This is a genomic window from Glutamicibacter sp. AGC84 (assembly GCF_053543575.1).
In genome coordinates this window covers 288,488-300,228 of record NZ_JBLVOC010000026.1, presented here as the reverse complement: position 1 = coordinate 300,228, position 11,741 = coordinate 288,488, and the positions used below count along the sequence as shown (strand labels likewise).

Here is an 11,741-nt window from a genome sequence, read left to right as displayed (position 1 = left end):
CACGAGGGCACGCCCAACAAGTATCACGGCCAACCCGGCATAGGTAGCGATAGGAACTACCTGCCCCAAGAACATTGCCGCCAGGATTGCCGCGCCAGGAATCTCGAGCAGAATCAGCGTCGAGACCGTGAGCGGACCGAGCACGCTGAGCAAATGATTCATGGCGGTATGGCCAAAGATCTGCGCGCAAAGCGTCAGCAGAATGATCGCCATCCATCCTCGGGCGTCGAAACCCCAAATCGGCGTTCCAGTCAGGAAACACAGGATTAGCAGCACTGCGGCGGTAATGGCATAGCAGCTCGAGGCATACGTTGAAGTTCCCAAGGTCCTGCGAGCCACGGATCCGGCCAGCGTGTACACAGCGGCCAAGACGCCACCGGCTAGTGCCAAGAGGTCGCCAATGATGGCATCACGTCCCAGCCCCATGTCGAATCCCGTGATGATGATTGCACCAAGCAGCGCAATGCCCATGCCAAGGAAAACCTGCGTTCGATATTTGGTTCCGCGAAGAACCTGGTAAATCGCGATCCAGACACCTTGGATGCACACCAGTGCCGTTCCAGCAGCCACGCTGGTTAGTCGCATCGAATACATGAAGCACACGAAATGCAGTGCGAGAGCTACACCTGCTACCCCGGTGAAGAACCATTCTCGCCCGGTCATCTGCAGATAAGCTTTGGAGTTCTTTCGCAGTGCCGGTGCGCTGAGCGCGGCCGCCGCAGCTCCATTGCGCCAAAAGGCCATGGAGAGAACCGGGACACCAGGGAAGGCGGCAATAATGGGGCCGGATGCCGAAATCCCGAGAATTCCGACCAAGGCAAGCAAGATGGTCACCAACCAAGATTACAGTTTCCCAGCGCATGGGCTTCATTCGAACTCGGAACGTGCCGGATCCGGCGAATACTTGGACAGATCAAGATATTCTTATGATGGAATACTTTTATCCGTGCCCGCACTCTCGAGCTATTTAGCGTCTTTTCTCCGCCAATAAGCTGCGATCAATGCGCCGGACAAGTTATGCCAAACAGAGAATACGGCACCTGGCAGAGCGGCTTCAGGCGAGAAGTATTGCTTCGCTAGCCCACCGGCGAGGCCTGAATTCTGCATGCCGACTTCGATGGCAATTGTGCGCCGGGAAGCTTCGGGAACGCGCAACAGGACACCCATGGCATACCCCAAAGCCAGGCCCAGGGCATTATGCAAAATGACCGCAACCAGGACCAGCAGGCCAGCAGTCAAAATCGTCTGTGCACTGCCCGCGACGATGACCGTCACCACGAAGGTGATGGCTAGCACCGACAGCCATGGCAGCACACCACCGATCTTCGCCACGAACCGGTTGAACAGCATGCGCAGGACGATGCCTAGGACCACAGGGATCAGTACGATCTTGATGACGCTGACGGCCATGGATCCAGCATCGACCGGCATGTACTGGCCAGCCAGCCACAAGGCCAGCGCCGGGGTCAGCAGCGGTGCGAGCAAGGTCGACACGGACGTCATGGCAACGGACAAGGCGACATTGCCTCGAGCCAGGTAGGAAACCACATTCGATGCCGTGCCACCTGGTGCGCAGCCAACCAGGATCAGGCCGGCGGCCAAGGCAGGTTCAAGCTGCAGCAGCGTGGCGACCAGCCAGCCCATGGATGGCATCACGATGAACTGCGCTGCGACACCGCCGAGCACCGGCAACGGGTTCTTGAACACCAGGGCGAAGTCTGGCAAGGTCAGCGTCAGCCCCATGCAGAACATGATCACCATCAGCAGGGGATTTATCCATCCGGAAAACCCCACGAACGCTTGGGGAACGAGCATTCCGCACAGTCCGCCCAGCAAAATCAGCACAGGGAATAGCAACACCGCGATGCGGGAGTCTTTTTCGTTCTTATTGGCATTTGCCGCCACGGCGGAAGGGCTGGACTGTTCATAGGGCACCTAGGTATTTTGCCACTAAAGAGTTGCGGCCACAACGAGACAGCTGAAGTTAATCCACTACCCTTGTCATATTCACTTGCGTGTAATTGACGAAAAGCATGCTGAAGATGTGAAGGTAGCAATCGTCGCTGAATCGTTCCTTCCCCATTTCAATGGGGTCACCAACTCAATCCTCAAGACGCTGGATCACCTCAGGCAGACTGGCCAGGAGGCCGTGGTCATTACCCCTGCAGGCTCGCTGGCAGGGGAGCTGTCGGGCCATGGCGTGCCAAAGCTCTATCAGGGCTTCAAGATCCTCACAGTTCCGTCGATGCCTTTGGCAAGCTATCCCGAGGTTCGGGTCGCTACCACCAGTGTGGCGCGCCTGCGCAAGATGCTGGCTCGAGAGCGCGTCGACGTAGTTCATCTGGCTAGCCCGTTCATCCTTGGATGGCAGGCTCTGCGCGCTGCACAGGAACTCGAATTGCCCACCGTGGCGCTGTATCAGACCGAGGTTCCCAGCTACGCGGCACGCTACAAAATGCCGTGGCTGACGCAGAGGCTCTGGGAGCACGTCAGAGCGATCCACACGGGTGCGGACCTCACTCTGGTTCCAAGCACGTTTTCCTACCACCAGCTCGAATCTCTGGGCGTTCCGCGGCTTGCCATTTCAGGCAGGGGAGTAGATACAGCGCAGTTCACGCCAAGACGGCGAAGCGAGCAGTTCAGGCAGGCGGTTGCCCCGAATGACGAGGTAGTCATTGGCTACGTCGGCCGGCTGGCAGCAGAGAAGCAGGTCGCGGACCTGCAGGCCCTGGCGAGTCTTGAGAATACTCGGCTGGTGATCGTCGGTTCCGGCCCACTCGAGGACGAACTGCGCAGCCTTTTGCCCAACGCCCACTTCACCGGTTTCCTTTCCGGGGAACGCTTGGCCGAGGTCATGGCTTCGATGGACATCTTTGTGCATCCTGGCGCCTCAGAGACCTTTTGCCAGACCATTCAGGAAGCCATGGCCTGTGGTGTGCCTGTCGTGGCCGTAGGCCGTGGGGGACCGCTGGATCTGGTGGATTCCTCGCGCACGGGCTGGCTCTATCAGCCAGGAAACCTTAGTGAGCTGCGCAGTCGGGTCAGCGACTTGGCCTATGACGATGCGAAACGGCTGGCTTTTGCCAGCGCTGCGCTTAGCAGTGTCCAGGATCGGTCCTGGCACAGCATTGGCGAGCAGCTTATTGGACACTATGAGCATGTCCGGATGGCCCGGATCCCGCACTAGCGAAATAGAATTTTCTTCTGGATACGCAAAAGGCGGAAAGTTTTCACTTTCCGCCTTTTGGCAAATGTGGAGCCTAGGAGAATCGAACTCCTGACATTCTGCTTGCAAAGCAGACGCTCTACCAACTGAGCTAAGGCCCCGTATTCAATTTTGAAGTTTCCACTCCAAGACCAATCCAACCGGATCAATCAAAAAGAATTAGCGGAAAGTTTTCACTTTCCGCCACTTTCTTTTGTGGAGCCTAGGAGAATCGAACTCCTGACATTCTGCTTGCAAAGCAGACGCTCTACCAACTGAGCTAAGGCCCCGTATTCAATTTTGAAGTTTCCACTCCAAGACCAATCCAACCGGATCAATCAAAAAGAATTAGCGGAAAGTTTTCACTTTCCGCCACTTTCTTTTGTGGAGCCTAGGAGAATCGAACTCCTGACATTCTGCTTGCAAAGCAGACGCTCTACCAACTGAGCTAAGGCCCCGTATTCAATTTTGAAGTTTCCACTCCAAGACCAATCCAACCGGATCAATCAAAAAGAATTAGCGGAAAGTTTTCACTTTCCGCCACTTTCTTTTGTGGAGCCTAGGAGAATCGAACTCCTGACATTCTGCTTGCAAAGCAGACGCTCTACCAACTGAGCTAAGGCCCCGTATTCAATTTTGAAGTTTCCACTCCAAGACCAATCCAACCGGATCAATCAAAAAGAATTAGCGGAAAGTTTTCACTTTCCGCCACTTTCTTTTGTGGAGCCTAGGAGAATCGAACTCCTGACATTCTGCTTGCAAAGCAGACGCTCTACCAACTGAGCTAAGGCCCCAAAAGCTTTAGGAAACTTTATCGGCTACCTGATGCCAGGTTTCCTTCGTTTCCGACGAAGCCTTCGCTTTCTTGACCAAGACTACTGCAGCAGCCGCGATCGATGCGAGAACCAGGAACTTTTTCATTACTCCCTCTTTCTCTCCAGCAAGGTTTCCGTGGGCGTACCAAGACTTGAACTTGGGACCTCTTCGTTATCAGCGAAGCGCTCTAACCGCCTGAGCTATACGCCCTTGCTTTTGTTTTTGTTCCCTTCGGAACGAAATAAAACTTTACCGGTGTTCTCCCAAAGATACAAATCGAGCCCGGGTGTCATGCATCACAGCATGAATCCCGGGCTCGACTTGGGGTGTTCCTAGTCGTCGGTGAGGGTCACTCCGGCTCCGCCGACCAGTGAAGCAGCAATGTTGTACAGCACCGCGCCAAGCATGGAGACCACGGAAATTACCACTACGTTCACCACTGCGATGATCGTCGCGTAGGAAGCCACCTGGCCCAGCGACATGGTGTCGCGCAGGTCGAAGTTGCCGTCGGCGCCAATGGCCTCGCGCATCAGCTGGTTGAACGCATCAAAGGTTCCGGTCAGATCCAAGACAGCCCAGATGCCCACGGCGGCAACCACGGTGATCACACCGAAAGCTACCGAGAGCAGGAAGGCCAGCTTCAGAACCGAGAAGGGCTCCACCTTGGAAACCAGCAGGCGGGCCTTGCGGACCTTCGCCTTGGGCGCTGGACGAACCAGGCGATCCTGGCCATTGGCCGGACGCTGCTGGCTGGTTGGGCGCTGCGGCGCTCCTGTCGGGCGCTGGCCCGCTGGACGTGCCTGGCCTGCTGCTGGTCGTGCGCCGGCGCTAGCCGGACGGGCGCCAGTACCGGTCGGAGCTGGACGCTTTACCTGGGTAGGTCGCGGCGCTGCGCTCTTCGGGGCACCGCCGCTGGGGCGTGGCGTCGAGGGCGTGCTCATGCGTTACCTCCGTTAGTGTTGTCATCATTTTCCGCGCCGGATTCGTTTTCTGGCACAGCCGATGACTCATCGATCGTGTTTTCTGCGTCCAACGTTACGGCATCTTCCTCCAAGTTCTCTTCGAGCTCAGTCTCAGAGTTCTTGGCAACCGCAAGGATCCGGTCCTTCTTGTCCGGCTTGGCGAAGATGACGCCCATCGTGTCGCGGCCCTTGGAAGGAACCTGCGAAACGGCCGAGCGGACCACCTTGCCCGAGCCCATCACCACCAAGACCTCATCGGTCTCGTCGACGATCAGCGCGCCAACCAGCTCACCGCGTTCCTCGTTGAGCTTGGCCACCTTAATGCCCAAACCACCGCGGGATTGCACACGGTATTCCTCGACGGTGGTGCGCTTGGCGTAGCCCTCGTTGGTCACGGTGAAGACATAGGAGCCTTCGCGGACCACATCGGCAGCCAGCAGTTCATCGTCTTCGCGGAACTTCATACCGGTCACGCCCGAGGTTGCACGGCCCATGGGGCGCAGCGCGGTATCGGTGGCGGTGAAGCGGACCGACTGGCCCTTGCGTGAGACGAGCATCACGTCATCGGATTCGCTGACCAGCTGCGCGGAGACCAGTTCATCGTCCTCGCGCAGGTTGATCGCGATCACGCCGGCGGTGCGGTTGGTGTCGTAATCCTCCAGGCGGGTCTTCTTGACCAAGCCGTTGCGGGTAGCCAGCATCAGGTAGGCCGCATCCTGGTAGGTGCGCAGGTCCAGCACCTGGGCAATGTGCTCGTCCGGCTGGAAGGCCATCACGTTGGCTACGTGCTGGCCCTTGGCATCGCGGCCGGCCTCGGCCAGCTCGTAGCACTTGGTGCGGTAAACCCGGCCGTGGTTGGTGAAGAACAGCAGCCAGTTGTGGGTCGAGGTGACGAAGAAGTGCTCCACCACGTCGTCCCCGCGCAGGTTCGCGCCCTTGATGCCCTTGCCGCCACGTGCCTGCGAACGGTAGTTGTCGATGCGGGTGCGCTTGACGTAGCCGCCGCGGGTGATGGTGACGACCATTTCCTCTTCGGGAATCAGGTCTTCGACGCTCATGTCGCCGTCGTAGCCCATCAGCACCTTGGTACGGCGCTCGTCCCCGTGCTTGTCGACGATTTCCTGCAGTTCTTCGGAGACGATCTGGCGCTGGCGTGCCGGATCGGCGATGATCGCCTGGAATTCGGCGATCATGCGCTCGAGCTCGGCATGGCGATCCTGGATCTTCTGGCGCTCGAGGGCGGCCAGGCGGCGCAGCTGCATGTCGAGGATGGCGCGGGACTGCGCCTCGTCGATGTCCAGCAGCTCCATCAGCCCGTCGCGCGCCGCCTCGGTGGTAGCCGAGCGGCGAATCAGGGCGATGACCTCGTCCAGGGCATCCAGGGCCTTGAGCAGGCCGCGCAGGATGTGGGCTTCTTCCTCGGCCTTCTTCAGGCGGTATTCAGTACGGCGGACGATCACTTCGATCTGGTGGGTGACCCAGTGGCGGATGAATCCATCCAGCGGCAGGGTGCGCGGCACCCCGTCGACGATCGCGAGCATGTTGGCCGAGAAGTTGGACTGCAGCTCGGTGTGCTTGTACAGGTTGTTCAGCACTACCTTGGCCACGGCATCGCGCTTGAGCACGATGACCAGGCGCTGGCCGGTGCGGCCCGAGGTCTCGTCGCGCATGTCGGCGATGCCGGCGATCTTGCCGTCGCGGACCAGTTCGGCGATCTTCACCGCGAGGTTATCCGGGTTGGCCATGTACGGCAGTTCGGTGACCACCAGGCAGGTGCGTCCCTGGATTTCCTCCACGTTGACCACTGCGCGCATGGTGATCGAGCCGCGGCCGGTGCGGTAGGCATCGGCGATGCCCTTGGTGCCCAGGATCATGGCGCCGGATGGGAAGTCCGGGCCCTTCACGCGCAGCATCAGCTCGGCGAGCAGCTCCTCGCGCGAAACTTCCGGGTTCTTCAAGTACCACTGCACGCCCTCGGCGACTTCGCGCAGGTTGTGCGGCGGGATGTTGGTGGCCATGCCCACGGCGATGCCGGAGGAGCCGTTGACCAAAAGGTTGGGGAAACGCGCCGGAAGAACCGTTGGTTCCTGGTTCTTGCCGTCGTAGTTGTCCTGGAAATCAACGGTGTTCTCGTTGATGTCGCGGACCATTTCCATGGCCAGCGGGGCCATCTTGGTTTCGGTGTAACGCTGGGCGGCGGCGCCGTCGTTGCCCGGGGAGCCGAAGTTGCCCTGGCCCAGGGCCAGCGGGTAGCGCATGACCCAGTCCTGGATCAGGCGGACCAGCGCATCGTAGATCGCGGTGTCGCCGTGCGGGTGGTACTGGCCCATGACTTCGCCGACCACGCGGGCGCACTTGTTGTACGAGCGCTCAGGGCGGTAGCCGCCGTCGTACATTGCGTACAGCACGCGGCGGTGCACCGGCTTCAGGCCATCGCGCACATCCGGCAGCGCGCGGCCGACAATAACGGCCATGGCGTAGTCGAGGTACGAACGCTGCATTTCGGTCTGCAGGTCGATCTGGTCGATGCGACCGCCTTCTGGGACCGGCTCGATGATCTCGCCGTCCATTGGTGCGTTCTCAGGGGTTTGCTCGTCGCTCAATTTCTTCCCTTACAAGTCAAAAAAGTCTTCGGTGGATATCTGTGGTGGCGGCGGCCGGCTAGATATCCAGGAAGCGCACGTCCTTGGCGTTCTGCTGGATGAAGTTACGGCGGGACTCGACGTCCTCGCCCATCAGCACGGAGAACACCTCGTCCGCGGCGGCCGCGTCATCCATGGTGACCTGGCGCAGCGTACGGTGCTCCGGATCCATGGTGGTGTCCCACAGTTCCGAGTAGTCCATCTCGCCCAGGCCCTTGTAGCGCTGGATGCCGTTGTCCTTGGGCAGGCGCTTGTTGGCGGCCTGGCCGGCAAGCAGCTCCTGGTCGCGTTCCTTGTCGGTGAACACGTAGTCATGCGGCGCATTGGACCACTTGATGCGGTACAGCGGCGGGGCTGCCAGGTAGACGTAGCCGTGCTCGATCAGCGGGCGCATGAAGCGGAAGATCAAGGTCAGCAGCAGCGTGGTGATGTGCTGGCCGTCCACGTCGGCATCGGCCATCAGCACGATCTTGTGGTAGCGCAGCTTGGCCATGTCGAACTCTTCGCCGATGCCGGTGCCGAAGGCGGTGATCATCGCCTGCACTTCGGCATTGCCCAGCGCGCGGTCCAGGCGGGCACGTTCCACGTTCAGGATCTTGCCGCGCAGCGGCAGGATGGCCTGGGTGTGCGGGTCGCGTCCGCGCTTGGCGGAGCCGCCTGCGGAGTCGCCCTCCACGATGAACACTTCGCACTCGGCAGGGTTCTTCGAGGAGCAGTCCGAGAGCTTGCCCGGCATGCCGAAGGATTCCATCGGCGACTTGCGGCGGGCGTTGTCGCGGGCCTTGCGGGCGGCCATGCGGGCCTGCGAAGCCAGTTGGGCCTTGCGGATGATGTCGCGGGCCACGTTCGGGTTGCGCTCGAACCAGTCGCCCAGTTCCTCGTTGACCACGCCCTGGACGAAGCCTCGGGCCATCGAGTTGCCCAGCTTGGTCTTGGTCTGGCCCTCGAACTGGGGCTCGGAGAGCTTGACCGAAATCACGGCGGTCAACCCTTCGCGGGCGTCCTCGCCGGTGAGGTTGTCGTCCTTTTCGCGCAGGATCTTGTTATCGCGTGCGTAGCGGTTGAGCAGGCCGGTCAGGGCCGCGCGGAAGCCCTCTTCGTGGGTGCCGCCTTCATGGGTGTTGATGGTGTTCGCGTAGGTGTGCACGGATTCGGCGTAGGCGCTGGTCCACTGCATCGCGATTTCCAGGCTGATGCCGCGGGCAGCATCTTCGGATTCGAAGGCGATGACCTCGTCGTGGACCAGTTCGATCTTCTTGGCGGCGTTCAGGTGCTTGACGTAGTCCAGCAGGCCGTCCTTGTACAGGTAGTCCACCGTGCGCGGCTTGACTACCTGGTTCTCGATTTCCTCCTCGACCTCGGCCTCGGGCTCTTCGTTGTCCTGCACTCGCTCATCGGTGAGGGTGATGCGCAGGCCCTTGTTCAGGAAGGCCATCTGCTGGAAACGGGCGCGAAGCGTCTCGAAATCGAATTCGGTGGTCTCGAAGATTTCCGGATCCGGGTAGAAGGTCTGGCTGGTGCCGGTCAGCTCGGTTTCTTCGCCCTTGGTCAGCTCCTGGACGGTGTGGCCGCCGTTGCCGAAGCCGATGCGCCACGCATGGCCCTGGCGGCGCACGATGGTGTCGACCTTCTCGGACAGGGCGTTCACCACGGAGATGCCCACACCGTGCAGGCCGCCGGAGACCGCGTAGCCGCCGCCGCCGAACTTGCCGCCTGCGTGCAGGATGGTCATGACAACCTCTACGGTTGGCTTGCCCTCGGTTGGGTGGATGTCTACTGGGATGCCGCGGCCGTTATCTTCACAGCGCACGCCGCCATCGGCCTGCAGCGTGACGTTGATGGTGTCGCAGTAGCCAGCCAGCGCCTCATCGACGGAGTTGTCGACGACTTCGTAGACCAAGTGGTGCAGGCCTCGAGGGCCGGTGGAACCGATGTACATGCCCGGGCGTTTGCGTACCGCTTCGAGTCCTTCGAGGACGGTAATATCCTGGGCGCCGTAAGTGTGTTCGACTTTGGAAGTCATCGATTCCGCGGGGGCTTGGCTTTCAGCCGGTTCCTGCGGTGAAGCATTTTCGGTAGACACGGGTGCTACGAACTCCTCGGATTTGGCGCGCGATTGCCCGCTGCGATGGATTCAGCGCGTCAGGCAATCATGGTCTGGAGGGACACCGCCGCCGGGCAAGCCCGCAGCGGAGTCATTTCACTACCTCTAATTCTACCGCGTAGACCAAAATAAACGGTGACTTTGAGGCCTAAATCGCCCACCAAAAGCTGCTAATTGACGTTCTGAGGCAGTTGGGGCGATCAAGTGTGGGGGGATCCACCCTCCGGGTCCGTGAGTGCGCCATATGCCGTGCCAGCAATTTCTACCCGTAGGTGTCGCGTGGACCCCGGCCGGCCACCGAACGCATGCCATGGCGCCAGGAGGGAGCATTAGGCCCGAGCACCTTGATCACGGTGACGATCCCGGGACCCAACTCGGCATCGAATTTCTTCAGAATATCGTGGCTGAGCAGGCGCATTTGCGCAGCTCTCGCTGTTGTATCGCAGCGCATCACCACCACCGTGTCTTCAAAGGATTCCGGCTTGCAGTGCTTCGCGTTCTCCACGCCAATGATGTCGGGCCAGCGGCCGAGTACCGATCCGACCGCGACCTGGGTGTTCCAGCCGCGGGACTTGGACAAGCGGGAGACTACTTCGCCGATGGCGCGCGGATCGCGGATCGCCCCCTCGGCGGATTCCGGCTTTTCAGCGGCGAATCCGCGGCGGGCGGCTTTTCGCTTGCGCACTTTGTCCATGCGCGCCGCATCTATGCGCTTCTCGCCACGTTCTTCGGCGAGCTTCCGCATGCGGTTGAGCAGTGCTTTGGCCGCATCGATCTCTGGATCGAAGCGGTGTTCATCCCGTTCTGATGGCTCATGCATCGACAACCTGGCCAGGGGAGACCTGGAAGAAATGTCCCTTCAGTGCTTCTGGAACATCTTCGACAACGGCGGCGGTCACCAGAACCTGCTCGGCTCCGGCAACGATATGCGCCAAACGATCACGACGGGTGGTGTCCAGTTCGGCAAAGACATCATCAAGGATCAGGATGGGTCCGGAACCTGGGCGCGGATCGTCATCGCCGAAAACACGGTAGGCGGCAAGGCGCAGGGCCAGGGCAAAGGACCAGGTTTCCCCGTGCGAGGCATAGCCCTTGGCAGGGGTCGGTCCCAGGATCAGGGTCAGATCGTCCCGGTGCGGTCCAAAGAGCGAAATTCCGCGGTCGACTTCCCGACTGCGATTAACTTCAATGGCGTTCAGCAGCAGTTCCTGGATTTCTTCTTGGTCCAAGGATTCAAGGTCCTCTGCCGGAAGGCTGTTTTCATCGAGTTCGCCCTCGAGCGAGGACCGGTAGACGGCGCGCGCTTCCTTCGCGCCATCGGCCAAATCCGCATAGGCGGCCTGCATGTACGGGCGAATCAAGGCCAGGACGTCAAGGCGTCCGCGGATCAATCGAGCGCCCGTCAAGGCCAACTGCAGATCCCAGGCCTTGAGGGTGTTTTCCTGCGCGGTGCTCAGCTTGGACTTGCCGCGGATGGATTTGAGCAGGGCATTGCGTTGCTTCACGATGCGGTCGTAGTCGTTCTTGGTGCCGGCTTCTACCGGGCGCAGGGCTACCAGGAGCTCGTCCAAGAACTTGCGGCGGTTGGACGGGTCGCCCTTGATCAGCGCCATGTCCTCCGGGGCGAAGAGCACGGTGCGCACCATGCCCAGGATCTCCCGAGCGCGAACCGGGTTGGCCCGGTTGATGCGGGCACGATTGATCTTGCCACTGGTGATTTCGACCTCGATCACCGTGGTTTGCGGGCCGCGATGCACGGTGCCGCGGATCAGCGCGCGCTCAGAACCGAAATGCAGCAAAGGGGCGTCATTGCTCACGCGATGCGAAGAGAGATTGGCCAAATAGCCAACGGACTCAACGATATTGGTTTTGCCGACGCCGTTGGGGCCGATCAGAACGTTGATCCCAGGGGCCAGGTGCACGTCGGCCTGCGCATACGAGCGGAAGCCCGTGAGTGAAAGCTGCGAGATATACACCGAGGTCCTGACAGAAAGAAGGTGGTGGGTGGGTTT

At 60.3% G+C, this 11,741-nt stretch carries 9 protein-coding genes and 6 tRNA genes; 1 reads left to right on the top strand and 14 read right to left on the bottom strand.

Annotated features, from left to right (window positions below):
- Both ACNPN0_RS16045 and ACNPN0_RS16040 read right to left on the bottom strand, forming a co-directional pair.
- Positions 1-834: DMT family transporter (locus ACNPN0_RS16045; RefSeq protein WP_448938951.1), on the bottom strand; the 834-nt coding region annotated here is incomplete at its 3' end.
- A 129-nt stretch (positions 835-963) separates the two neighbouring features.
- Positions 964-1,935 (bottom strand): bile acid:sodium symporter family protein, encoded by a 972-nt coding sequence (locus ACNPN0_RS16040; RefSeq protein WP_448938126.1) that lies wholly within the window; start codon positions 1,933-1,935, stop codon positions 964-966.
- Positions 1,936-2,044: 109 nt separating this feature from the next.
- Here ACNPN0_RS16040 and ACNPN0_RS16035 point away from each other — a divergent pair, with 109 nt between their 5' ends.
- Entirely contained in the window at positions 2,045-3,187 is a 1,143-nt protein-coding gene (locus ACNPN0_RS16035; protein ID WP_400341851.1) for a glycosyltransferase family 4 protein, read from the top strand.
- A gap of 67 nt (positions 3,188-3,254) precedes the next feature.
- Here ACNPN0_RS16035 and ACNPN0_RS16030 read toward each other — a convergent pair.
- The 12 genes from ACNPN0_RS16030 to recF form a co-directional block, all read right to left on the bottom strand.
- A tRNA-Ala gene (locus tag ACNPN0_RS16030) sits at positions 3,255-3,327 on the bottom strand.
- Between the two features lie 95 nt (positions 3,328-3,422).
- Positions 3,423-3,495: transfer RNA gene (locus ACNPN0_RS16025), tRNA-Ala, on the bottom strand.
- Between the two features lie 95 nt (positions 3,496-3,590).
- A tRNA-Ala gene (locus tag ACNPN0_RS16020) sits at positions 3,591-3,663 on the bottom strand.
- A gap of 95 nt (positions 3,664-3,758) precedes the next feature.
- A tRNA-Ala gene (locus ACNPN0_RS16015) sits at positions 3,759-3,831 on the bottom strand.
- 95 nt (positions 3,832-3,926) lie between these two features.
- Positions 3,927-3,999: transfer RNA gene (locus tag ACNPN0_RS16010), tRNA-Ala, on the bottom strand.
- Between the two features lie 7 nt (positions 4,000-4,006).
- The gene (locus tag ACNPN0_RS16005) at positions 4,007-4,126 is read right to left on the bottom strand and encodes a DLW-39 family protein (RefSeq protein ID WP_219844366.1); all 120 of its coding nucleotides are present in this window, start codon (positions 4,124-4,126) and stop codon (positions 4,007-4,009) included.
- A 31-nt stretch (positions 4,127-4,157) separates the two neighbouring features.
- Positions 4,158-4,231, bottom strand: a tRNA-Ile gene (locus ACNPN0_RS16000).
- Between the two features lie 122 nt (positions 4,232-4,353).
- Entirely contained in the window at positions 4,354-4,962 is a 609-nt protein-coding gene (locus tag ACNPN0_RS15995) for a DUF3566 domain-containing protein (protein WP_105658687.1), read from the bottom strand.
- The gene (gene gyrA, locus ACNPN0_RS15990) at positions 4,959-7,586 is read right to left on the bottom strand and encodes a DNA gyrase subunit A (RefSeq protein WP_105658688.1); all 2,628 of its coding nucleotides are present in this window, start codon (positions 7,584-7,586) and stop codon (positions 4,959-4,961) included. Before gyrA ends, ACNPN0_RS15995 begins: the two co-directional genes overlap by 4 nt.
- Before the next feature lie 58 nt (positions 7,587-7,644).
- Positions 7,645-9,648: a DNA topoisomerase (ATP-hydrolyzing) subunit B gene (gyrB, locus tag ACNPN0_RS15985; RefSeq protein WP_219844139.1), complete on the bottom strand. Its 2,004-nt coding sequence runs from the start codon at positions 9,646-9,648 to the stop codon at positions 7,645-7,647.
- A gap of 343 nt (positions 9,649-9,991) precedes the next feature.
- A complete protein-coding gene (locus ACNPN0_RS15980; RefSeq protein WP_105658690.1) occupies positions 9,992-10,549 on the bottom strand; it encodes a DUF721 domain-containing protein in 558 nt (185 codons plus the stop codon).
- Entirely contained in the window at positions 10,542-11,705 is a 1,164-nt protein-coding gene (gene recF / locus ACNPN0_RS15975) for a DNA replication/repair protein RecF (protein ID WP_448938241.1), read from the bottom strand. Before recF ends, ACNPN0_RS15980 begins: the two co-directional genes overlap by 8 nt.
- Between the last annotated feature and the right edge of the window lie 36 nt (positions 11,706-11,741).